The organism is Pseudomonas sp. TZ252, assembly GCF_056110345.1.
On sequence record NZ_CM148566.1, the window covers coordinates 887,288 to 910,682 of the forward strand.

The window sequence follows — 23,395 nt, forward strand, 5'->3', positions numbered from 1 at the left end:
TGAAGCAGTGAAGTTCAGCACGCCAACTGTCGTGCCAGCGCGACTTCCACCGAGTCTCCGTCCTGATTCAGGACATCGAGCCCGGACTCCGGCACGTCGCCCGACGTGCTTTGCGACACCATGATCTTCCGGGCCATCAACCCCAGGCAGGTCATCTGCGAGGAGTTGGCGTAGCCGAGGTAGATTACGCGCACCGGCTGCTTCTGGCCGATGCGCCAGGAGCGCCGGGCGGCCTGCTGCAGCGAATACACGTTGTAGCCCGACTGGAGAAACACGATGGTCGGGAACTCCAGCAGGTCCAGGCCGGTTTTCACCAGCTCGGGATTGGTGATGAGCACGTCGATGCCACGGTCCAACTGCTCGGCGATCCAGTCTTCCCGGCGGGAGGCATCCACGCTCGCGCGCAGTACCGCCACCTTGAAGCCCTCCTGCTCCAGCAGCACCTTCAGGCGCGATGTGGTGTCGCGCGTGCCGGTGTAGACCGAATAGACCAGGGTCTTGCGACCTTCTGCCTTCTCCTGCTTGCAGATCTCGATCAGCTCGCGTTCCTTGGGCATCACCTCCAGCTCGTTGAACTGAGCCGGCACGAACGCCAAGGTGTTGCGCGTGCGCGGATGCACCACCGTTTCCGACCGGAAGCAGCAGTCCGGCCAGGCCAGCAGCACGTTGAGGACCACACCGAGCAGCGTCGTGTCGCGCTTCGCCAGGGCCTGCTTCAGCTCCTGGGTCAGCCGACCCGCCAGATCGCGGTAGGCCGCGGCTTGCGCCGTGTCCATCGCGACTTCGCGGAACTCCTCGTCGTAGGGCGGCAACACGTTGCCACCGATGTCCTTCAACTTGAGGAAGACCGTAAACGGCAGGACGCAACGCAGCACACCCTTGGGACCGAAGCCCGGCGCCTTGACCGTACGCACCGATACCTTGGTGCCCTTGGCCGTCTTGTGCGCCGTGCCCGTGCTCTCGGAATAGATGTCCTTGAGCACGCCGTGATCGCGCATGAACGCCATCGCGGCCGACGTCATGCTGCCGCTCTTGGTCGGGCGGTAGCCGTCTTCGATCATCCGCCCCGGCAGGGCTCGGAACAGCAGGTGGAACAGGTCGTCGCCGTAGCCGCCCATCAGCGTGCCGGTGAGCAGCAGCGTCTTGCGCGCCTTGGCCGCCAACACCCCCATGGCCTGGCCCTGTGCGGAGCCGCCGTTCTTGTACTCGTGCGCCTCGTCGGCGATGAGCAGGTCGAACGTGCCTTGGGGAAGCTGCCTCTTGATGAACTCGGACGGCTGGTAGCCGCCCTCGCCGAAGCCGAACTCCATGTTGGCCATCGCGCGTTCCATGCGATGGGCTTGCCGGTCCGAGAAGACCAGCTCGCCGTTGCCATCCATCAGGTTGATGAACTCGTGGATGTTGTCCCCGAGCATCGACGCGAGGAAGGCGTCGCCGAACTTCTGCATCAGCTTCTGCGCGGTGACTTCCCCGATGGTTGGAATACGCTTCAGTGCCTTGAGCACGGTCGAGGACTGGTCGCTGGCGGACAGGCCTCTGGGACGAATCAAGGACCACATCGGTGCACGGCAGTGGCTGCACTTGCGGCGGGACTCCTCGGCTTCGAGTTCGACCGGGTTGATCGGCTCGCCGTCGAGGTCGGTGATGACATGCCCGCAATCCGGGCAAGCCCCCAGGTCGCCTTGAGGCGCGCGCCGTCGAACGAAGACAGGTTTCCAGTGGAACCCCATCCGCATCCGCACACGGCCCAGGACGAAGAACTCCTGGCCCTCGGCCGGCACGCCCAATTGCTCGCGCAGTTTCAGCAGCTTGACCAGCGTGTCCGGGCCGTTGAGCACCCAGACCTTGGCACCGGCCACCGTCTCCTGGATCTCGCGCCGCCACTTGTAGACCAGGTGGGGCGGCGAGAGCACCAGGGTACGGCGGTAGCCTTCGGCGTTGAGCACGGCGGCGGTGGCAATACCCACAGTCGTCTTGCCGCAGCCCATCTCGCCATTGACGATCGCGGCGCGTTCGCCGCGGTCGACCAACAGCTCGGTAACGGCGTGGACCACATCGGCTTGCGCCGGGAACAGCTTGCGCTTGAGCGCGGCGAGGATCAGTTGCCGATGCACCCGCACCTGGCCGGTGTAGACCGGAGGATTGGCACGGTTGAGCGAATCGAGCAGCTCGTCGCCGAACTCGGACACGAAGTCCTGCAGGCTGAGCGTGAGGGGGGAAGCGGCCGCTTCGAGCAGGTCGCCCTGCACAACGGTTTCGGGAACGGTTTCGAGATCGAGGGACATGGTGATGCTCCAGAGCAATGGGGCATGCACCTCCCCCACGGGGCGGTGACATGCCCCTGGGTGGGAAGAAACATGCGGCAAAGAAACGTGTAGGTGCCGCTGGATGCGGATCAGTATTCGCTGGGCAACAGCAGCGTGGTGACGCTGCGATCCCATTCGGTGATGATCCAAAGCTTCAGGTCGCGCGTGACCTGGTAGGACGAAAACAGACGATCCTCACCGGATTGCAGCGCAGCGTCGTTCAATCGCCGATCGTCGTCGCTCAGGTCGCCCCAGTCGCCATGAAGATGGCGGCGCAGGTACGGCGTGGGGTTGAGCCGGCCCTGTCGGACCAGCTCGTCGACGCCGGCGGTCATGACCACCTGCCCGGGCGAAAAGCGTGCTTGTGACGCGAGGTTGAGGATTGCGAGTGCCATGGTGGTTTCTCCTTCTGGAAGAAGGGGCCACGGCACCCCATCGGGGCAACGTGACCCCGGTGGGTGGATGAAAGCGACGGCGAACCGTCAGGGAACAGCGATCAGCGGATGGTCAGCACTTCGCCCCACGTGGGCGAGCCCAGCGTCAAGTCCCATGCACGAATGACCGGCACGAACTTGTCGGTGAGGATGCGCGTCTCGGCCACGGAGCCGTCGTCGCGTTCGGTGTATTCCGTCTGGAGGGTCTTCTCCTTGTGGGTATCACCTTTGACGACGAGCACGCGCCCGCTCTTGGACTTCACCACGCCGGAGATCGCGCCTGCGGCCAGGGCCAGGGCGAGATGCCAGTGCGACAAGGCCCGCGCAGGCGGACGCAGCGATTGCTGCGCGGCGCCCAGGTGCATATCGAGCGCCGGCCAGAGGCCTTGTAGCCGGCCGACTTCATCGGCGAACTGCTCGGGCTCCATCGTCACGCGATAGAAGTGCTCCGGCTCGGCCGGGCTGGCAGGGACGGTGTACGGCAGGAACGGCCATTCGAGCGGCAGTTCCTCGGCTTCGGCGTCACCCTGTCCGATCTGCAGCAGCAGACCGCGCACGGCCTTGACCGACTCCGATGCCTGGTCGCGTTGACGAATCCTGCGACCGAAGATCACCACCTGCTTGAACTGCGTCTCCACCGCACGGTAGATACGCAGGTCGGCGAAGTGGCGCGTCAGCCATCCGACCAGCTCGGCGTCGAGCACGTAGGACGGCACGATGAAGATCAACACGCCGCCGTACTGCAGCAGCGGCAGCGCACGCTGATAGAACAGCTTTTCCAGCCGCCCACGGCCCTGGCCCTGATAGCCGATGTTGCCGTTCACGTCCTTGCTCAGGTCGCCGTACGGCGGGTTCAGCCACAGCAGCCCGAAGGACTGGCGCGAGATCAGCGTGTCCATCAGGTCACCGTGGATGCAGCGATCGACCAGTTGCCGTGCGTGGCGGGCACGCTCAGCGTCGTACTCGACGGCGAAGGCCTGGACCTGCTCGCGCCCGAGGGCGTGGGCGGCTTCGGCAATCGCCACGCCTTCGCCGGCGCAGGGATCGAGGATGGACATGGCGCCGGGAGACGGCGCCAGCGCGGACAAGGCCCGCTCCAGTGTCGGCTCGTCGGTGGGGAAGTAGCCGTTACGAATGAAATTGCGCGCCAGGCGCGGAAACATGAGTGCCATGGATTTCTCCTGGTGATGGATGAGGGAAGGCGGGCACGCGCAGCGCGCATGCCCGTGGGGATGGCTACGCCACACGCCGACGCGGTGCGTTCGCGGCCAGTTCGTACTGCGTGGCGCCGAGGGTGCCGTTGCGGATCAGCTCGCCCAACGCCTTCGTCAGCGCCGGGACATCGAGGGCCAGCCGATGGCCTTCCAGCGGCCCGAGGGCCAAGGGAAGACCGGTCAGCATCCGCCGTGTCTGCAACAGCTCCAGTACGGTGTCGCGCCAGTGGTCGAGCAGTGGCAGCGGGCAGGTGTCCTGCACCAGCGTCCACAGCCGGTCGAGCCGGTGAGCAGAATCCCTGGGCAGAAGCGCCAGCGCGCTGGCGTTGGCCTTGTCTGGCTTCACGCAGCGACGGTCGAACAGCCACACATTCGTCAGCGAACCGAACAGCGTTCGCCGATAGGCACGGGTGATGCGCTTTTCCAGGTTCTCGACGTTGCCGACGAAGACCGGGATGGATGCGCCCTGCTCGGTGATGACGTGGAACTGATCCAGCCCCTGTTCATCCCGGCCAAGGGTCAGGCGGGCGAGGAACTCCTGAACGGCGGTGTCGCGCGCCCAGATCGAGAGAAAGACGAGATTGCCCTGCTCGTCACCGACGCAACCGTCGGCCATGAGGTCGGGGCATTCGTCGATGCGGTACAGCGGTTTCGTGGAAGAAGGTGCAGGCATGGTGATGTCCTCTTGGAAATGAAGGAGCAACCACAGCCCGCGGGGCCGTGCTCGCCCCGGTTGGGTGAAGGAAGATGCGTGCCGCTAGGCAGTGCGTCCAGCGTGGAAGCGGTGAACCCGCTCGCGCCACTCGGAGCTTTGCACCGGCGCCATGTCGAGATAGCGCAGCGGGCACGAGTAGTAGTACGGATGCACGGACTCATCGAGAGACTTGTAGCCCCAATCGCCGCCCGAGCTTTCCAGCAGATGGCAGCCGATGTAGCAGACGGACTCACCGGCCGCGAGGCCCATGACGCCCGCCTGCCTGGCGGTGACGCGAACCACGGTCCACAGAACGTCGCCGTCCAGCGTATGGTCGATGACTTCGCAGCAAGCGCGTTCGGACGCCTGCGGATCGAGCAGCTCGCGGATCAACTGATCGCGCGTCTGACGAACGAAGGTCCAGCCCATGAAGGTCTCCTTGAAGAAATGGCCGGAGCCCTCCCCGTCGGGGGAGAACCCCGGCGGGTGGCGGAATGCCGCGCAAGGCGGCGAATGGATCAGGCAGCTTTGAGGTGCCAGTCCTGGGACAACGGAGCGAACTCGTAGCCGAGCTTGTCGAGACGGTCGCGCTGCTGACGCAGCACACGACGATCCACGGTCGCATCGAGCTTCACGGTCTCGCCCAGGGGCCACAAGGCACCGAACAGCGCCGCGTCGTCTGCCTCGGCCGAGGCCGAAGCGGACACGGGAGCCGGTTCGCTGCCGAACGGCGTGGTATCGACCAGGGGATCGCGCGAACTGCGCGGCTTCGCCTTCGGCCTGGCCGGGGGCGATGCCGGCGCGGGCGCCTGCGCTTCCTCGTCGATCGGATCGACTTCCTGCGGACTCAGCCGGCGGGCTTCGTCGCGGCTCAGGGCGTCGATGTTGGACAGCGTCATCCCGCCCAGATGGGCGCGGATCTCGATGACCATGCGGCCGTTGGCGTTGTACGTGGAGGGACGAATCTCGACGATGGCGAAATCACCGTCGTACTTGCCCTCGCGGTGCTGGTCGAGTTCGGCGTTCTTCACGACGAACTCGCCGATCGAGGTCGCCAGGCGGCCGACGTTGAAGTCGCCGTTCCTGCCGTGGATGGTCTTGATGGCCAGTTGGCCGGGGATGGTGATCATGAAGGTCTCCTGCTGACGAAGAGAAGACAAGGCCCCAGGGGTGGGGCCTTGCGGATCAGAACGACTCGGCGACGGCCAATGCGGGGGCATCGGCAGCGTCGTCGGCAGCATCGGCGTCGGGCTTGGAAGGCTCCGGTGCCGAGGCTTTCTGCGCGGCGGGCGCGTCGGACGTCACAGGGACTTCCGGGTCCCGCTCGTCGGTCTCGGTCGGCTTGGGTTCGGCCTTGTAGACGAGCTTGCCGTCGACCTTGATCCAACTGACGAACAGCAGGCGGGCCTTGAGGCTCACACCCTGCTCGCCGGCACGCTTGCCCTTGGAGTAGGTGAAGGTGTCGGTCCACAGGTCGCCCAGGCGGAAGCCGATCATCACCTTCTTCTCGGCGTCGACCGCCTGAATGCAGCGGCGCACCAGGTGCTGCGCTTCCGATCCCGATACGCGCGTGTCGAAACGCACATACGAGACGTCATCGCTGGGACCGTTCAGAGCCGCGATGTCGCAGGCCAGGAACGCATCGCCTTTCTTGGGCTTCACTTCGCGGATGCGATTGAGATACCCGAGGCCGGTGATGTGCAGATCGAAGTAGGACTTTTCGGTGGAAGTGGTCATGGTGAATCTCCTGGGAACAATGAGGCGGAGACACACCCGACCCAAGGCGGGGAAGGTGTGGAACCCCCGCGTGGGTTGATGAAACAGCTTGGTGGCATCGCCATCGAGAACCGATGGCCGTTCGCGCATGGATGCCGGTGCGAACTGGTGTGATCAACGCGGTCGGAACCGCGTCGCAGCCTTGAAGATCGTGGCTGCCTGGGCATGTCGCTGACGGACGTCAGCGGAACATGGCCGGAAGCGTGGCGCCGGGACGGCGCAAGCGTGAGCGAAAATTGGTACCCCGGACTGCCCGCATTCTCAAAGAAGGACCCTGTAAAGGCTTGCACGGTCGAGGAATCGTCCTTAAGTGCGCTACCGAGAATCACATTGGCTCCGGCTTGGTGCCCGTGGTCAAATTCATGCAGTCGTACTTTGCCCCTTCCCGACCGACAGGTAAGAGCCCAAAGAGCCCGTGAGCAATGAATCGAATTCCAAGCCTGCGCTACTCATCCTTCCATGCACGAGCTGTGCTACGCGCAAGACTCGCTGCATTGCCTTCGATGCGCCGTCCTCATATGGGCTTGATGTCCGACGAACAGGAGGCGCCTGGCGACGTGGATCTGCTCAAGCTTTTGCTGGATACGACTTCGAGCCGAAACGATGATGAAGCGACGGCACGGCAGGAGTACATGCGCATTCGCTTGGAGGTGGGAGCCGAGCTGCCGGACTTCGATGAAGCGCTGACGAGGGGATGGTTTCGGCTCATTCAGGGACGGGTAGTTCCTGCCGTTGCGTTGAGCGACTATTACCTTCGGCACGATGTGCCGTATGCAGAGGCGCTACGGTCTTTTGTCTACTGGCTTAGCGACCTGAAATATCAAATCGCGCAGCCAGGCGCACATGTCAGTGCAAGTACCTTTGAAGACTACCTCGTCGCTGGAGCCGAATCGGGGCGCAAGCCGCCCGTCCAGACGCCGACCTGGATTGCGGCGCGACTTTGGGATGACCAGCCACCAGTCGATCTCGCAACGTGGGCCATGCGCTGGGAAGTGCTCGATTTGGTCCCCCTGATTCCTTCTGCCGTTTGGTCTGAGCAGGATGCACAGCGGTTCAGGGAGGCTTCACTTCAAGCCCTACGCAATGCCAATCTCCCCACATGGGACCACGTGTCCGTTGCCGAAAGCCTGCGGGCCTCCGGGGACATGCGAGAGCTGGCACCTATCGAAGTGAAGCCTGATCTGCTGGGGCGCGTCCTCGCTCGTACGCGCTCTCACTACGGAACCGACCTCTATGAGGCGCATGCGCTCTGTGCGCTCATGAGGGTACTGGTGCTTGAGCTGGCGCATGTCGAGGCTGGGCCGGTCCCTTCCAAGATGGCGCAGGAACTGGTCGCGCTGGCGACGTGCCATCCTGAGCTTTGCGACGTGCTGACCGACTGCTGCTTGCAAGCGCCGCAGGTCCTTGCCGACCTCATTTTCTGTCCACCTGCAGCGGGCCTGGTCTGCCACCTGGTCGCTACATGGCATGTGCAGTTCCAGATCGACCGGGACTATCGCAATGAGGCTGCCGACTCGGTGCAAGCGTCATTGTTGGCGGACTGTCTGGAGGTTCTCCGGTATCACCTTGTTCTGGGCGACGTAGCTCCGACTGAATCCGCGCGCTTGCTGATCGTAATGCAGGAGCACGATTGCGGGGGGAGTGATGGCGTGCCTTTGCTGCCCATCGGCCTCGATCACCTGCGTGGACTGCCCGTGGATATCAAGCGGCAAGTTCGCCAGTCACTTATAGAAATGGCAAGCGCCAAGGCCACCTCCCTGGAGTTTGCGGTCATGCTGAAGGCCGTTGCCGTGGTGGGTGAGTTGTTGCCTCCTGCAGAAGCGGAGACCGTGGCTTCTGCCTATCGACAGGCATTCCATGCGAAGGAACGGGCCGATACGCGATGGGTAGACGTCACGGGCGCGGCCGTGCTGGCCCGGCTGGCAATGGATCACGGCCACCTCCAACCCAGGATCTTCTATCCCCTCGACTTGCAGGTCGAACTGGCTCGTCGACCGGACGATGTCGTGGGTCTGGGTTTGTCCATGCGTGAGCAGATACGAATGCTGAGCCGTGCGGTGGTGGGCTACCCCGAAAGCGTACCTGGCGACCTCGTCGAAGCATTGGCTTTGGCGATCCAGGCTGGGGCGAGTAATCGCCCGGACAGGGGCCGGGTCGACGCCTTCACATTCCAGATGGACAACCAGGTCCGAGGTCGGCAAGGGCCGCGCCTGGAGTCAGATTTGATCGAGGCCGTGAACAGGCTGGAGGTCCCTGCTCAACAAGAGCGCCTCGTACAGGCGCTCCTGCTGGTCGAGGATCCTCTGATACTGGCCATGTTGTTGCCCCGTGTGCCGGCGGTGTACCGAGAGCGCATTGTTGCCCGGTTGCGGGTATTGACACCCGACGAAGCTAGCCGTGCAGCGTTCGTCACACAAGCGTCGGAGCGCGGGCAGGCGCTTCTGGATGCAGGGCTTCCTGAGCTTGCCAGTGCATATCTGCGAGAGGCCCAAGAAGCGCAACGTGGAAGAAATCTCCCCGCGTTGGCCGTGCAGACCCTGAATCAGCAATTGCAGATCCACTACCTGAGCGGCACGTTTGATGCGGTTGCATCAGCCAAGATTCCAGACGGTCTGCGGCCGGAACACCAGGCCGAGGCGCAGAGAACACTGGATTTCTTCCGCGCGCTGGTGTGCCTCAAGAACGAGCCACCCGAAGCCTTGAAAGCTGCAGGGATTTTTCACAGCCTGTATCGGCAGCACCCGTTGCCTGCATACGCGATCAACCTGCTCGCCGCACGTGTGGTCAAGCTCCTCGGGGAGAACCTGTTTCGTGTCGTGGTCGGGGAGGATGCTGAGATGGCCCGCCTCGCAATCGATGAGGCTGACCGGGCCATTCCTTCTATCAAGGGACTCAGCGACATGTCCCGCGCCATCCATGTGCCAAATTGCGCAGCCATGCTGCTAGCCGTTGGGCGCCCCAGGGAGGCCATGAATCGCCTCAAGGAACTTGCGTCTGCGGAGCGCACCGCCGAGAGCACGGCATTCGAGGCGGTGGCCAGCGCGAGGCTTGGCGAGCCGGATCGTGCCCGTGCGTTGATTCGGTCGGGCAGGGAGCGCTACGGCGACGCATCGCTGCTCGTCGGGGCCGAGAGCCACATCGATCATTCGGCCGGCTTTGGCGCGCCTCCCCTCGTGCTTTCCAAACAGGAGGCGGCGGTCCAGTTGCGCGCAGCCATGCGTTCATTCATGGAGCTCCCCGCTTCGGAGCAGGCAGAAGTTCTGATGGGGCCACCCTTGGCATTGGAGAAGCTGCTGACGGCAGCCTTTCAGGACGCGCTCGCCGCTTTTCAGCGAACGCTGTCATTCCTCAAGCTCGACAGGCATACGGAATTCGATGAAGACGACTTCAATGGCATCGTCGCCGAGTTGGTCGAAGCGCGACTCGAAGGAAGTTTGGGTTGGCAGGCGCACGAGCAGTCACCGGGCGGTTACACAGAGAAGGGCAATGCCGGAAGGCGTGACTTCGTGGTCCGTCGCCGAGGCGTAGACATCACCGTTTTCGAGGCGCTGAAAGCATCGCAGCCAAACGACAAGCGGATTTCTGCACATCTCCACAAGCTCTTTGGCTACTCTTGGGCCGACATCCTCTTCCATGTCACCTACAGCAATCGCAAGGACGTCTCAGAGATGCGCACTGCAGTCGAAGAGGTGGCACGGCAGCCACCTCCGGGCATAACGTATCAATGCCAATCGGCGATACCCGCCGACGGGGCAAGGCCCGGCGCTGTCAGGGGAAGCTATCGTAGGAATGGAGAAGATGTCACAGTCATTTTCTTTGTGATCGACATGCGGCAGGAAGGCCAGCGCGCGGCGGTGGGGGCGCCAGCATTGATCGAGAACACCGATCAGTGATGACGAGAGCCGGCGCCGGTGAAGGTCCGTGGCTGGGGAGATTCCGGTCATGGCCGCTCCGGCGAAAAGAAGGAGGGACATGGCCCCGAGTGGCGACGCATGTCCCTCATGGGATGGGAGGAACGGGCGGTGGCTTGCCAGGCCCGGCTCACCAGCCGCTGTAGTGCAGCATCAGGTCGGCGATGACCTTTCGTCGCTCCAGATCGAGACCGCCGAGGTCGGACAGCCCCTCGAAGCCGCAACGCTTGAGCATCGCACCGCCCTCGCGGGCGTTGTAGAAGCTGACCATGGCCGACAGGAACATCCGCTGGCCGCTGCTCAGGACGCCGAGGGCGTCGTTGAGCATCAGCAGGTTCGGGCGCAGATCCCATTTGGTGGTGGCACGCTGCAGGCCTTCGCGTGTGCCGTCGCCGAACCATTCGGCACCGGCGATGTTGACGCCGTGCTTCCACGCCTCGAAGAAAGCTTGGGGCGCGGCGGCGAAGTGCTGGTGTTCCAGCTCGATCTGATCAAGTACCTCTTGAGGCAGAGCACGGTTCATGACGGAGGCTCATGGTGGTTGGACATCACGGGTTGAGGCGCTGCTGCCAGCGGCCAGTTTGCAGGGCGTGCTCGGCAGCGTGGTGCGATCTGAAGTAGCTGACCGACTCGCGCGAGACGGGACCATCCGCGTCGGCGGTGCCGATGTAATGGCCGGCTGCGCTGCAGAGCACCTGCAAGGGCAGGCGCTTGCCGACGTAGGCCAGGGCTTGGTAGCCGATGGATTCGGCGCGGGCCTGTTCAGCACTCGAAAGTGCCGATGCGAACGCAAGGGACATGGTTTTCTCCTGGTGGTTGAAGACCGGGAGCACCACGCCCTGTCGGGAGCGGAGACTTCCCGGAAGGTTGAACATCGAAAGCACCCGCGTCGTGGCGACGCGCGTCCGCGGCGGTCGGTGCGAGACGGACTGGATCGGTCAACGCGGCGAACCGCGTTGCAGCCTTGAAGACCGGGGCTGCCAGGGCATGGTGCTGAAGACCGTCAGCGACACATGCGGGAAGGATGGAAGCGCGGCGCCGCGCCGTCGCCGATCAAACGGAACCGCTCGCCGTCCGGTTTGCCCCGAGTGCTGGGTGCAGGAACCGATGCACGGTCCGGCTGCCCACGACCAAGGCGCCGAAGCCCCGCAGGGCTTTGGCTGGAGAGGAATCAATCCACCTGTGGGCTGCAAGCAGGCCAGGCCGTCGTCAAAGCCATTCGCTGCTTCAGCAATCTCACCCGACCCGTTTCGTGGCTGGGGCCGGCATCCTCTGGCATGTATCCACACACAAAGGGAGCCCGTTGTTCCGCCGGCGGGCACCGGCACCGAATACCGTCGACCGCAAGCGGTCTCCTGGCACCTCGCAGCCTCGCGGGCCAAGGCGTTAGGAAACCGCTCGCGGATGGACGGAAGCACTTCGATCAGCGGAATCGCGGCGAGCGCGATTCGATTGAGCAATGACCTTCTCGCCCCGTCGCCCGATGGTGGGCAGACGGGGCGCGCACACCGTTGCAGAAGGAGACGCGCGCTTTGGAGTCCCGCGCGGTGCGGGACGTTTGCCTCGCCGCCAGTGAAGTGGCCGGCGCGGCAGGGGGAAGCGAGGATCAGGACGCCTTGGAGGCAGCGCGCCGCTTGCGCGGTGCGCTGCGCCGGCCCGTCGGGGACTCGATCGGCAACGTGCCCTTGCAGTCCGGGTAGCGCGAGCAGGACCAGAACGCGCCGCTCTTGCCCGTGCGCTGCTGCATCGGTGCGCCGCACTGTGGGCAGGCCGGCGTCGGCGGCAGCTTGAGCGAGAGCGTCGCGCCGCGGTACTGCTTCACGAGCTGACCGACCCACACGGACTGCTTCTCGATGAAGGTGTCCAGCGCCATCTGGCCGGCCTCGATCATGTCGAGCGCCTGCTCCCACACCGCCGTGGTGCCGGGGTCGGCGATGGCCGAGGGCACCGCGTCGATGAGCGTGAATGCCGCGTCGGAAGCGCGGACGGCGCGGCCTTTCTTGACCAGGTAGCCGCGACCGATCAGACCGTTGATGATGTTGGCGCGTGTCGCCTCGGTGCCGATGCCGGTGGTATCTCGCAGCTTCTGTTTCAGCCGCGGGTCGGTCACGAACTTGGCGACGGTCTTCATGGCCTTGATCAGCTCGCCCTGCGTGTAGGGCTTGGGCGGCAGCGTCTTCAGCGCCTTGAGATCCACCTTATCGACCGGGCAGGACAGGCCCGCATGCAGGGCGGGCAGCACCTGGCTGCGCTGCGCATCCTCGCCACCGGCATCGTCCGGCCCCGGCGTCGCCAGCACCTCACGCCAGCCGATGACGGCAATCTGCTTGCCCACGGCCGCCAGCGACTGACTGCCGCACGAGAACTGCGCCACCGTCCGGTCGAACTCATGGTGCGGGAGGAACTGCGCGAGGTAATGAGCGCGGATCAGCCGGTAGACGGCCAGTTCCTTCTCGTTCATGGCCGACAGGTTGGCGGGCTCCAGCGTCGGGATGATGCCGTGGTGAGCCGACACCTTGCCGTCGTTCCACGCACGCGAACGCTGGTTGCGATCCAGGCGCTCGATCAGCGGCCGCAGGCTGGGGTCGGTCTTGACCAGGCTGTCGAGTACGGTCGGTACCTCGGCCAGCATGCTCTCGGGAAGGTAGCCCGAATCCGAGCGCGGGTACGTTGTCGCCTTGTGCGTCTCGTACAGCGCCTGGGCAATGTTCAGCGTCTCCTGCACGTCGAGCCCCAACTGCTTGGAGCACACCTCCTGCAGCGTGCCCAGGTCGAACGGCAGCGGCGGCCCTTCGCGCACGCGCTCGGTTTCTACCGACAGCACCTGGGCGGAGCCGGCCGTGCGCAGGCGCTCGGCGGCCTGCTGCGCCACCGGCTGTTGCAGGCAGCGGCCCGCATCGTCGGTGCTGCCTTGCGGCGGCGTCCAGTTTGCGACGAAGGACTGGCCTGCATGCGAAAGCGCAACCTCGATGGCCCAGAACGGTACGCAGACGAAGCGCGCGATCTCGCGATCACGATCCACGACCAACTTCAGCGTCGGCGTCTGCACGCGCCCCACCGACAGCACGCCGGCATAGCCGGCCTGGCGCCCCAGCAGGGTGAACAAGCGGCTCAGGTTCATCCCGATCAGCCAGTCGGCGCGCGATCGGGCGAGTGCGGAGAAATACAGCGGCAGCGTCTCGGCGGACGGCTTGAGCGCACCCAGCGCTTTGCGGATCGACGCATCGTTGAGCGCCGACAGCCACAGGCGCTGAATCGGCCCGCGGTAGCCGCACAGGTCGATGATCTCGCGGGCGATCATCTCGCCCTCGCGGTCGGCGTCGGTCGCAATCACCAGCTCGCCCGCCTTGGCGACGAACTGCTGCACGACCTTGAATTGCGCTGCGGTCGCCGCCTTGGGCTCGACACGCCAACGCTCAGGAAGAATGGGCAGTTGCTCGATGGCCCAGCGCTTGTATTGCTCGCCGTAGCCTTCGGGCGGAACCGCCTCCACCAGATGACCGATGCACCAGGTCACGACGACACCCGCGCCGCTGTAGCAGCCGTTGCCGCGTTGAACGGCACCCAGCACACGGGCGATGTCCTTGCCCTGGGATGGCTTCTCGCACAGGAACACGCGCATGAAGCCTCCTTGGAAATGTGCGGTTCATCGGATGGGCGTCAGCTTGGCGGGGTCAGGAGATGCCGGCAGCAAGGAAGCCGATTGATGCAGACACCGCTTTGTGATCGGCAGGCGGCCCGTTGCCGCAGCGGTGTGCATAGACCGCAGGAGCTGGCACAGCAAGATCGTCGTTTCGGGAGGGCGGCTGGAACTCCGTGGACGACCTTGGAGCTATCCCCTGGGGATAGCTCGCTGGTGCATCGCGGGCGTATGACGGTTGCTACAGCCGCCCTCGGGGGAACGGCGATGGGCGAATTGCTGTCCGCCGGCCGGCTTGGTGCTGAGCGCCACCGACTCGATGCGGTACGGCAGGATGCCCACGCGCCGCGCCTCGACCTTGAACGTCACGCGCTCGTTCTCGTCGGCGTCCTCCCATTCGTCGCGCACGGTGCGGCCCTCGACCAGCACCCGCATACCTTTCTGGTACAGCGTCTTCCAGTGCTCGGCGTCGCGGTGCCACAGCTCCACGGGCGCCCAGAAGCCGCCGCGATCTTCGTACTCGCCGTCCTTCTTCGGGATCGGGTTGTCGAAGTAGACGTTCAGGCGAAGCAGCCGGCGCGGCTCGTCGTTGCCGTTCGGAAATTCGCGGTAGTCCGGCGCAGAACCGATGTTGCCCTCGCCGACGAAGTGCGTGCTCATGGAGACTCCTTGGTGGTGGGTGGAACGGACGCGGTATGCCCGTGGACGCGCCGCAGGTAAGCCGCTTCGGCCTGCGCGGCCTTGTTGGCGCATTCCAGGGCTTGGCGGGCGATACTGTGGGTCAGGCTGATCTGCATGTTCAGCACGATGCGCTGCAGTTCGATCGCGTACAGCTCGTCGATCAGCGAGGCCGGCGTCGCGGGGTTGGCCAGCAGGGCCTCCCACAACGCCACGCCCATGGAGGAACGGTCGAGGTTGCGCCAGCGCAGGAAGGTCGTTCCTGCACCAGTGGCCTGCTGGGCCAGTTGCACGTCGAGCAGGCTGAAGGGGTAGGCGCGCGCCTGGGGCAGCACGCGCCGCTGCGCCAGGCCAATCACGTCGTCGCGCAGCGCTGCGCACTGGTTGGCCCAGGTCTCCAGACTCCCCTTACCCTTAAAAGGCTGTAAAAGGCCTTTTAGGTAGCCTGCGTGTTCCAGCCGCTGGAAGTCGGCCTGTTCCAGCGCCACGAAGCGCGTGGAGTGGCTGATAGGGGGCGATGCTGTCATGCGCCAGCACCCTCATCGCCCGCAGCACCATCGGCTGCGCCACCCGTGGGAGCGTGCGCATCGGGCACGATGGCAGGCGCAGCAGGCGGCGTGCTGGGCTTGGTTGTCCGCCGCGCGATCGGTGGCGCAAAGCGCGAACGGCGCGTGCCTTCGAGCACATCCAGCGGCAGCTCGCCGAATTTCTCCAACGCCGCCCGCGCCGCCGCGTTCTTCGCCGCGAAGTCGTCGCGCGTCGTGCCCGAGTAGCGGTACTGCTGGGCCAGCGAGAACAGGCTGCGCAGCGCGTGCGCACCATCATTGAGCCAGCGCTCCAAGGTGCTGCGGTCGATCAGCGCCGTGTGGTGCGCCAGGATGAGTTTGCGTGCCAGGTCGTCGTAGTCGGCCAGCAGATACACCGCCATGAAGCCGAGCTGGGCGTTCACGAACAGCGGCAGCTTCACCGGCTGCACGTTCATGTTCTCGCCCAGGGACAGCGCCGCTGGCACGTCGGCCAAGGCCTGATCCACCTGTTCGCGCAGGGTCTGCAGACGGGTCTTGGTGTCGGCGAGCTTGTCCTCGATCCGCAGCATCCACCAGTCCGAGTACGGGTCGTCCTGCTCGGCGCCGCGCTTCATTTTGTTCATGGCGCCGATGAAGCCGTTGAGACCGATGATGCCTGGGCGCCCCTCGGTCGGCGCGCGGCCGTGCCAGATGCGCGATGCGTGGTGTGTGTGCAGCGTCAGCGACATCGCGCTGCGCAGCGATCCGAGATTCAGTTGCAGGGGTTCTGTGCGTTCGTTGGCCATGAGAGCGACTCGCGGTGAAGGGGCGAGTCGCCAGCATCGGCATCGACCGGAAGGCCGTCAGTCAACAAACCGCAGCCCATGCGCGCCCGGTTTGTTCCGCACGGAAGGCTGTGTGTGCCGGCTATCCCCTGGGGATAGCTCGGCGGAGTCGTTCGCGGCTCGCGCGGAGGTGAGACCGCGTCGCGGGGTTATGCCTCGCGAGGTCTGTACCAGGCGGCCCGTTGACCCTCCACCTCACGGTAGCGAAGCTCGAACAGGCGGCACTCGTGCACCGCCTGACGCCAACTGCTGCAGCCGTACTTGGCTGGAAGCTGCTCTGGATGCCGGCTCGCGATCCAGCGGCCAGCAGCGGCGATGGGTGTCCAGCCCTCCACGGCCAACTGCGCGGCGGCCTCGCGCAGCGCGCGGACGATGCCGGCGGCCGGCCAGTCCACCGTGCCGTCCGGCGCGATGCCATTGACCACCAGGTCGTGGAACACATCCGACTGGACGAACTCCGCTGCCAGGCGCCGCGCCTGATCCATATGCTCGGCCCAGCCGCGCAACTGCTCGAAGTGTTGATCGATGCGCGTGTAGGCGGAACCGAGTTCGTCTTGTGCGGTGCGGCACCCGTCCACGGTCCATAGATCGTGCTGGTCGATGAAGTGGTGCACCAGGGTGTTGCGCAGCGATACCAGGTCTTTGAGGTCGGCCTGGGTCTTGGCGTAGTCCTGCGCAGACAGGCTCAGTTGCACGCGCGTGCGAAAGGAAATCACATCGCCGGGAAGATCGTCGTCGCGTTCCTCGCCGCCATTTCCATCGGTGACGACATACGAACCAAACAGTTGTCCGACCAACGTGCCCAGGGTCTTGGTCGCGGCATCTTCAATCCGCGCTGCGCGAATGGCCTCCAGCGAATGCGCCGGGCCTGAAATCTCGTGGTGGGCCACGATGGCTTTCATGAGGCGCTCGTATTGTTGAAGGCGCAACAGGCATCTGCCCAGCAAGCGCTGAACGTCTCGCTGTAGTGGTTGCAGTGCGTTTGTGGCGGGGGAAGTCGTCATGTCCATCGTCGGCCGGGCTCGTGCGTGGCTGTCCTCGTCTGATTCACAGGCGACAGTTTCGCCTGTCATTCGGCGGGCGACAATCGAGCGCTGCGGAAAGATGTCTGTTCCAGCTATCCCCTGGGGATAGTCAACTCAGCGATCACGCAAGGCTTCTCGGAGCTGCGCCAGGTAGGCACGTGCCACCTCGGGGTCAGCCGCACGGGATGCCGGCGGTGACGATGGCGCAGGTGGCGGGGGCGCTGGCGGTGCCGATGCACTTTCTCCGGCCCAGGCCTTGAACTCCCCGCGCAGTGCCTTCTGGATGATGCCAAACAGGTAGCCGGCCGGGTTGCGTACCGCACTGTTGCGGCAGCGTGCCGCCCACTCGTCGAGAACGGCCTGCCGCTGCGCCTCGTCCACCTGCTGCAGCGCCACGAGCGCGCCGACCTGCTGCTCGTCCTTCAAGCGCAGGAAACGCTCGGGCAGTCGCAAGTTCTGCAAGGCCCTCGCGCGCAGTACTGTACGTACTTCATTTATACGATCATTACGTACTGTACGGTCCTCCTTCGGAATCCGAAGAGAGCCGTCCGGCGCGGGTTTCGGCCCTGCTTCGGATTCCGAAGACGGGCGCGCGGCATTCCGAAGAAGGGCTTCCTGGCCTTCTTCGGATTCGTGGTCCGCACCCTCCTGTGGATAACCTGGCGTCGTCCAGCCATGCAGCGCCATGCGCTGCGCCAGCACCTGCAGGCGGGTGGGCAGCGTGCGGCCGCTGAGCAGCGGGTCTTCGGCAATCTCCTTGAGCGTGTTCATGCCCACGATCTGCACCGCCTTGGCGGCATGGGTCAGCGCCTGGCTGACCAGGCCGAGGTAGTCGGCATCGAGCTGCATCGCCTCGAAGGGCGACAGCGGTTCGTCGTGCAGCACATAGAGGTTGCCTTGGATGCGGCCGGTCTTCGGGTCGCGCCGTCGTCGCACCAGGCTCAGCCAGCGCGTCAGCCGCAGCAGCGTCAGGGCGCGCGCCACGGTCTCGTGCGAGGCTTGTGCCACGCAGGGCATCGAGGCCAGGTAGGGGCGCAATTGGTCGTAGGTGGGAAAGGCGGTCACGCCATCGTCGTTGAGCTGCAGGCGGAACACCTGCCAGGCGTTTCGCTCCAGCGGGGTCAGGCGCCGGTCGATGAACAGTCGGCGCGGCACGCTCTCATGGCGGTTGCCGCTGTAGAGGAAGCCGTCGGCGGCCGGCGCCATGCCCTGCGCCGGTTCCTTCGACTCAAGGTGCCGCAGCGCCTCGTCGAACAACGCCGACAGCGCAACCGGGCCATCGCGCCGTGATGCGCTGCCCGTGGTCATGGCTACACCAGCCCCTGGTCGATCCAGTTCCGTATCGCCGACCAGATCACCGACATGGGCAGAGTCATGGCCTCAGCCAGATCCATGGTCAGCTCCAGCATCGCCATGTCGTCGGTCAGGGCGATATGGCGCTCGGAGACGCCGGCCTTCCAGCGCTCCCACAAGGCCACGTCCTGCGCCTCGTCGAGCACCGGATGCCGGCCCTTGCGCTTGGGCAGCCCGAGGATGTCGCGGCGCAGCGCCACTTCCTGATGCGTGAGGCCGTAGAACTTGCTGACCATCTCCGTGCTCGCCCCCAGGCGCAGCATGCGGTCCACCGTGGCGATCTCCCGCTCCACGTCGTGCACCTGGCTCAGCAGCCGCTTCAACACTTCCCGGTTCACCGACACCGAACACCACGACACCGTGGCATTCACCAGCATGCTCACGAGTTCGGGGTGCTTCAGCGCATCCAGCTCCTCCTCGCCGAAGCCCATGGCCTTGCAGCGGCGCAACTGGCCGTTGCGCAGGTCATGCAGGGCCTGGGCGATCACGGCCTGGTTGAGCGGGTGCGGTGCCGACATACGGGAGCCTCCTGCGCTCAGGAATCCTGGCTCGCTACGCCGGCTTCCAGATCCAGCAACCGGCGCGCCAGGCGCAGCAGACGGAACAGCTTCACCAGCGCAGCATCGGTCAGTCGTGTGGCCGAGCCGCCATGGCCATGGAGCAGCGCCGCCAGCTCGTCGGCCAGCCGCGCGCGGTCCAATCCGTTCGCGGCGGGCGGCGCTGCACTCAGCGCATGCAGCAGGGTCAGCACCGCCCGCGCGAACACCGGCAGCGCCTTCGCCTGGCCCACGGCCGGCGCCACGCAGATGAAGCCGATGCCGCCGTCGCTGGCCTCGATGTGGTCGGCTACCGCTGCGTCCCCGGCGATCTCGCGCGCGAATTGCGCGATGTGCACGCGCAGGCGATCCGGCACGTCCAAGCTCGGCTCGATGTACCAGACGTCCGAGATGGGATAGAGCCCGCCCGCCTGCACGGGGATCGCACGCAGCGCATCGGCCTCGAAGTCGGGCAGCTTGTCGCCGAGCTGGTCCGCGACCATCCGTTGGATGGACTGCAGGCGCTCGGTGGTCGGTGCCGGTGTCACGATGTGCCCTTGCAGGCGCTCGTCGCGTTGTCCGTGCTGGTCCTGCGGCGCTTCGGGCGATGCAGGCGGTGGCGCTGCTGACGCCGCAGGCGAGACCGGTGTGGTGTCGCGCGGTAGGGACGACACGGGAGGCTGCTGAGGCGCGGAGACCGGTGCGGAGGGAGCAGCAGGCACGACAGGCGCCGCCGGTGGCTTCGGCGCCGTCGGTTCGCTGCTCAGCGCACGCTGGCGGCTTTCGCTGTCGTCGATCTCCAGCGCCAGCGTGTCGTAGTCCACCTCCAGCAGCTCGGCCATCTGGCCCACCAGCTCGTCCTGCACCCGCTGTGGCGAGAAGTCGTCCGGTTGTGTGTCGAACTGCGTCAGCACGTCCTGAAACAAGGTGGCGAAGTCCACGGCCACGGTGCGGCCCAGCGCACGCCGCTCCCAGGTGCGCTCGCACGCCTTGCGCAGCACTGCGAGCCGGTCCACCTGATGCCGGCCCAGTCCGCCGTACAACAGCGTCGGGATCGCCGGCAGCAGGTAGCGCACCGCATCGTTCATACGGCTGATGTGCGACTGCGGCACCGGATAACCGTCGGCAGTCAGCCGCCGCGCTAGTTCGCTCTGCGACAGTGCCTGGCCGCTTTCCTGCTCGTAGAACTCGCGCGCCTTCTCGATGCCCAACGCCCGCTCGATGAAGGTCAGCCCGCCACGCAGCTCGTTCTCGGCCAGATGCCCGGTCAGCGCCACGATTTCGCCGCGCGCCGGCCACGGGCGGAACAGGCACGCGATGCGGAAGAAGCGTTCTTCCTTGGTTTCGCTCCACAATTCGCGCAGGATCGCCAGCCGCGTATTGCCACCGTTCCTGATGATGTAGTGCGCCTCGCCCGGCCGGCGCGTGATCGCGGGCGGTGCGTCCAGCCCGCGCTCGCGGATCGAGGTCTTGATTTCCTCGTAGGCCGGGTTGCGCGTCACGCGTGGGTCATGTTCATAGGGGCGCAGCTCGTCCAGCGTCACCACCATCGGTGTGTCGGCGATGGGGTCGGTCAACGCCGCGGCCGAAGGACCGTTGCGTTCGAAGCCGCTGGCCAGCAGCTTGGCGGCCATGTCCTGCGGCGTCGGCTCAGCCATCGCTGCTCTCCCGAGACGCCGCCGGGACCTGTCGATCGGCGCGGCGAAGCTGCGCGCGAGCGTTGCGGCTGGCGCGGTGATCGCTCGCGGTCGAACTGGTGTAGATCGTGGAGTAGCCGGGCTTGGTGAACATCAGGTGCCCGCCGCGCGTGCGCTTCACGCGCCAGCCTTCGCCCAGCGCGAACTCGATCAGCGCGCGCAGCCGCTCATGGCCGCGGGCCAGTTCATGCGCGTTTGCCATGACTGGCTCCTCCTGCGTGGCCTCTGCCGGTAACGCACGCGAAGCGTTCCCGCCATGCCGGGAAAAGCTCGCCAGCCAGCGCACGCATCGTTTCCAACGCCGCAGGCGCAGTACGGCCCACCGGCTGCCGGTATTCGACGCGATGCACTGGCAGTCCCCGTGTGGCAGCACGTGGGTAGGCTTCGATGGCCGGCACGTCGGTGTTCAGGACCTGTATGCCAGCGTGCGCCTGGAACACTTGGCGCAGGGCCTGCTGGATCAGTCGGGCGTTCGACGACACCGGATGCACACGGTTGATGAGCAAGCGCAGCGGCGGTGGCTCTATGCCGAGGTGCCGATACGGAGCGATGTCCTCTATCAGCTGCAGCGTGCCGCGCCTCAGTTCACGCGCTGCCAGGATTTCCGGCGTCACCGGTGACAGCGCCAGGTTGGAAGCCAGTACCGCCATCTCCAGCAGCACACTGCGCGCGCCCTGGGTATCGATCAGCAGCAGGTCGTAGTGCGACGCCAGCGCGGGGAGCAGGTGACGCAGGCGCAGCCGACCGTCGGGCGCGTGCAGCAGCAGTGTGTTCAGTTCGCCGCGGTGGTCGTTCGACACCACCAGGTCGAGACCCGCCACAGCGGTCTGCGAAGTCAATTGCTCGATACGCTGCTCGTTGAAGGCCAGCATCTCGTAGATGCCGGCAGGCGCACGCGTGCCGAGCGTGAAGTAGCTCGACAAGGTGGGCTGTACGTCCAGGTCCAGCAGCAGCACGCGCAGCCCCGCATCGGCGATGAAACCGCCCAGGTTCGCTGCGGTGGTCGTCTTGCCGACGCCACCCTTGGTCGAAATGATGGATACCACCTGCATGGCGCGACTCCTCGTGGAAGGGATTCCGGGGGAGCGCGGGCTCACGCCCGTTCCCTGAGTCGATCGGTGATCCACTGATCGATCTCCACCGAATCCCAGCCGATGGCGCGTACCCCGAGGCGCAGGGGCTTGGGAAACTTGCCCTCCTTGATCAGGTTGTAGATGTGGGCGCGTTTGAAGCCGGTCTTGGCCTCGACTTCCGCGCGGCGCAGGATGCGGTGTTCGTTCGGCGTCGCGGTGGCGATGGTCTGGGCAGTCACGAGGGACACTCCTTGGCGCTGTGTAGCGGCGGTGATGGAAGTGCCACGTATTCAATAGCGCGGTTCCCGCGCAGTCACCGCAAGTGCAGACACGCCGTCTGCACTTGCAGTCAGCGGTCCTGAGTGGCGAGATGACGCTTGGCTGCCGAAAACTTCGCCCACAGCGTTCGCTCGCTGATCCCGGATTTGTCGCCGTAATGGGCAACCAGCGCACTGATGACCGATTCCAGCGTCTCGAAGGACGAATAGGGAACGCCATTGGGTGACTTGCCCAACAGCAGGGTCAGAAGACCGCCAACGATGTTCAGGTAGGTGGATTCACTGCGGGCGCCCGGCATCCCGGACCGCTTCTCGTGCTCCGTGCGCGCCTGGTGCTCCTGGCTGAGCGTCTGGAACTGCTCATAGAGCGCGTCCCAGGCTTGCACCTTGTCGGCAAGCTGGAGCTTCAACGCCTCGCGGTCCATGACCAGTGCCTGCACGGCATCGACACTGACGGCCGGATGCAGGTGACGCTCAAAGGCATCGAACAGGAAGGCCGGTCGCTGGTCGGGATAGAAACGGATCATCCAGGCCTTCAGATCGACGTGGCGGATCGTGAGGCCAGGGTCATTGAGCAAGGCGGGGTCGTTGCTCGTGATGCCATCCTTGCCGTAGGGAAGGTCGAGATGCACCAGTGCGTCGTAGATCCGTTCCGCGTTCAGGCGAAGCTGTGGCCAGCGCGCCAGTTCAGGGTCCTCGGGCAAGCGGTTCATCCCCTTGGCGACATCGAGGATGCGACGCTCGAAACGCGACAGCCCCGCCCACTGAATGGCCGCCTCGATCGGACGATAGAAGACCTTGGCTTGGGCGCCGGAAGAAGATGACTTTCTCATGGGCTACTCCCTGGTGAACGGGTTCAGGACATCGGCTTGTCTCGTGGTCTGGTCGGCACCATCCCACACCTTCGCGGCGCGGAGCGGTGGCGACTTGGCTTGTGGAAAGGTTGTAGTGACGGCGAATGGCTGCAATGCTCACCCCAGCCCCCAGTCGATGTGGCACCTTGTCCACCGACACCGAGCCCCCGCGTGGCGGTATGCTTCAAGATGTTTCTTGCCTATGACGGGGAGGCTTGGTAGTGAGGTTTTGCTACAGATGCCATCGCGGCGAAAGACGCATTCCGTCTCTGTGCCTTCATGGCTGAGCATCACCCGCGTGTCAGACGCCGATGGTCTTTCAGCAGAGGCGGTTCGGGTGGCACCTGACGCGGCGACGCCGCCTCGACGGGCAACGATGAGGCATCGAGCCAGACGGCATGGGTCTTCGTTCAGATCAAGAAGGAATGACAGGCGAATGCCATCGATTCACCGATTCGCCGACAAATTTCAGGACATCAACCGTTCTATATGCGGGCAACCGAAGTAACAGAAAAGCCGATCATGGTCCCCCTGCATCCTCACCTGAGAGGCCAGACATCAAGCGCAACACGCAG

The 23,395-nt window shown here is 65.1% G+C and carries 22 protein-coding genes; 1 reads left to right on the top strand and 21 read right to left on the bottom strand.

Features of this window, described 5'->3' with window-relative positions; all coding sequences use genetic code 11:
- Window positions 1-14: 14 nt before the first annotated feature.
- The 7 genes from ACYAF3_RS04175 to ACYAF3_RS04205 form a co-directional block, all read right to left on the bottom strand.
- Window positions 15-2,285, bottom strand: coding sequence for a helicase-related protein (locus ACYAF3_RS04175; RefSeq protein ID WP_474727544.1), 2,271 nt, complete (start codon window positions 2,283-2,285; stop codon window positions 15-17).
- A gap of 110 nt (window positions 2,286-2,395) precedes the next feature.
- Window positions 2,396-2,701: a hypothetical protein gene (locus ACYAF3_RS04180; protein ID WP_003294134.1), complete on the bottom strand. Its 306-nt coding sequence runs from the start codon at window positions 2,699-2,701 to the stop codon at window positions 2,396-2,398.
- Between the two features lie 101 nt (window positions 2,702-2,802).
- Complete coding sequence (locus ACYAF3_RS04185; protein ID WP_474727546.1) at window positions 2,803-3,912, bottom strand: DUF6094 domain-containing protein; 1,110 nt, start codon at window positions 3,910-3,912, stop codon at window positions 2,803-2,805.
- 64 nt (window positions 3,913-3,976) lie between these two features.
- Entirely contained in the window at window positions 3,977-4,627 is a 651-nt protein-coding gene (locus tag ACYAF3_RS04190; RefSeq protein WP_474727548.1) for a hypothetical protein, read from the bottom strand.
- Between the two features lie 84 nt (window positions 4,628-4,711).
- On the bottom strand, window positions 4,712-5,077 hold the full coding sequence (locus tag ACYAF3_RS04195) for a hypothetical protein (protein ID WP_474727550.1): 366 nt from the start codon (window positions 5,075-5,077) through the stop codon (window positions 4,712-4,714).
- 89 nt (window positions 5,078-5,166) lie between these two features.
- Window positions 5,167-5,778, bottom strand: a complete 612-nt coding sequence (locus ACYAF3_RS04200; RefSeq protein ID WP_474727552.1) for a DUF3275 family protein — start codon at window positions 5,776-5,778, stop codon at window positions 5,167-5,169.
- 55 nt (window positions 5,779-5,833) lie between these two features.
- Window positions 5,834-6,385: an STY4534 family ICE replication protein gene (locus tag ACYAF3_RS04205; RefSeq protein ID WP_474727554.1), complete on the bottom strand. Its 552-nt coding sequence runs from the start codon at window positions 6,383-6,385 to the stop codon at window positions 5,834-5,836.
- A 566-nt stretch (window positions 6,386-6,951) separates the two neighbouring features.
- Between ACYAF3_RS04205 and ACYAF3_RS04210 the strand changes: the two genes are divergently transcribed.
- Window positions 6,952-10,317, top strand: a complete 3,366-nt coding sequence (locus ACYAF3_RS04210) for a hypothetical protein (protein ID WP_474727555.1) — start codon at window positions 6,952-6,954, stop codon at window positions 10,315-10,317.
- 148 nt (window positions 10,318-10,465) lie between these two features.
- Here the strand turns inward: ACYAF3_RS04210 and ACYAF3_RS04215 are convergent, their stop codons facing one another.
- From ACYAF3_RS04215 to ACYAF3_RS04280, 14 genes are all read right to left on the bottom strand, one after another.
- Window positions 10,466-10,858, bottom strand: coding sequence for a hypothetical protein (locus tag ACYAF3_RS04215; RefSeq protein ID WP_474727557.1), 393 nt, complete (start codon window positions 10,856-10,858; stop codon window positions 10,466-10,468).
- A 25-nt stretch (window positions 10,859-10,883) separates the two neighbouring features.
- Window positions 10,884-11,135, bottom strand: coding sequence for a hypothetical protein (locus ACYAF3_RS04220; protein ID WP_009461167.1), 252 nt, complete (start codon window positions 11,133-11,135; stop codon window positions 10,884-10,886).
- A gap of 806 nt (window positions 11,136-11,941) precedes the next feature.
- A complete protein-coding gene (locus tag ACYAF3_RS04225) occupies window positions 11,942-13,957 on the bottom strand; it encodes a DNA topoisomerase III (protein WP_474727559.1) in 2,016 nt (671 codons plus the stop codon).
- A 210-nt stretch (window positions 13,958-14,167) separates the two neighbouring features.
- The gene (locus ACYAF3_RS04230) at window positions 14,168-14,635 is read right to left on the bottom strand and encodes a single-stranded DNA-binding protein (RefSeq protein ID WP_474727561.1); all 468 of its coding nucleotides are present in this window, start codon (window positions 14,633-14,635) and stop codon (window positions 14,168-14,170) included.
- Window positions 14,632-15,180 (bottom strand): DUF3158 family protein, encoded by a 549-nt coding sequence (locus ACYAF3_RS04235; RefSeq protein WP_034365971.1) that lies wholly within the window; start codon window positions 15,178-15,180, stop codon window positions 14,632-14,634. The genes ACYAF3_RS04230 and ACYAF3_RS04235 overlap by 4 nt, the downstream gene beginning before the upstream one ends.
- Complete coding sequence (locus tag ACYAF3_RS04240) at window positions 15,177-15,965, bottom strand: PFL_4669 family integrating conjugative element protein (RefSeq protein ID WP_032963671.1); 789 nt, start codon at window positions 15,963-15,965, stop codon at window positions 15,177-15,179. The genes ACYAF3_RS04235 and ACYAF3_RS04240 overlap by 4 nt, the downstream gene beginning before the upstream one ends.
- Window positions 15,966-16,153: 188 nt before the next feature.
- Window positions 16,154-16,906, bottom strand: coding sequence for an OST-HTH/LOTUS domain-containing protein (locus ACYAF3_RS04245; RefSeq protein ID WP_474727564.1), 753 nt, complete (start codon window positions 16,904-16,906; stop codon window positions 16,154-16,156).
- 237 nt (window positions 16,907-17,143) lie between these two features.
- Complete coding sequence (locus ACYAF3_RS04250; RefSeq protein ID WP_474727566.1) at window positions 17,144-18,337, bottom strand: STY4528 family pathogenicity island replication protein; 1,194 nt, start codon at window positions 18,335-18,337, stop codon at window positions 17,144-17,146.
- 2 nt (window positions 18,338-18,339) lie between these two features.
- On the bottom strand, window positions 18,340-18,900 hold the full coding sequence (locus tag ACYAF3_RS04255) for a DUF2857 domain-containing protein (protein ID WP_141123778.1): 561 nt from the start codon (window positions 18,898-18,900) through the stop codon (window positions 18,340-18,342).
- A gap of 17 nt (window positions 18,901-18,917) precedes the next feature.
- A complete protein-coding gene (locus ACYAF3_RS04260) occupies window positions 18,918-20,576 on the bottom strand; it encodes a ParB family protein (protein WP_474727568.1) in 1,659 nt (552 codons plus the stop codon).
- Window positions 20,569-20,817: a type II toxin-antitoxin system HicA family toxin gene (locus ACYAF3_RS04265; protein WP_474727570.1), complete on the bottom strand. Its 249-nt coding sequence runs from the start codon at window positions 20,815-20,817 to the stop codon at window positions 20,569-20,571. The genes ACYAF3_RS04260 and ACYAF3_RS04265 overlap by 8 nt, the downstream gene beginning before the upstream one ends.
- Window positions 20,801-21,667: a ParA family protein gene (locus ACYAF3_RS04270; protein WP_350329777.1), complete on the bottom strand. Its 867-nt coding sequence runs from the start codon at window positions 21,665-21,667 to the stop codon at window positions 20,801-20,803. Before ACYAF3_RS04270 ends, ACYAF3_RS04265 begins: the two co-directional genes overlap by 17 nt.
- A gap of 41 nt (window positions 21,668-21,708) precedes the next feature.
- Window positions 21,709-21,927: an AlpA family transcriptional regulator gene (locus tag ACYAF3_RS04275; protein WP_009461157.1), complete on the bottom strand. Its 219-nt coding sequence runs from the start codon at window positions 21,925-21,927 to the stop codon at window positions 21,709-21,711.
- 110 nt (window positions 21,928-22,037) lie between these two features.
- Entirely contained in the window at window positions 22,038-22,799 is a 762-nt protein-coding gene (locus ACYAF3_RS04280; RefSeq protein ID WP_474727573.1) for a hypothetical protein, read from the bottom strand.
- Between the last annotated feature and the right edge of the window lie 596 nt (window positions 22,800-23,395).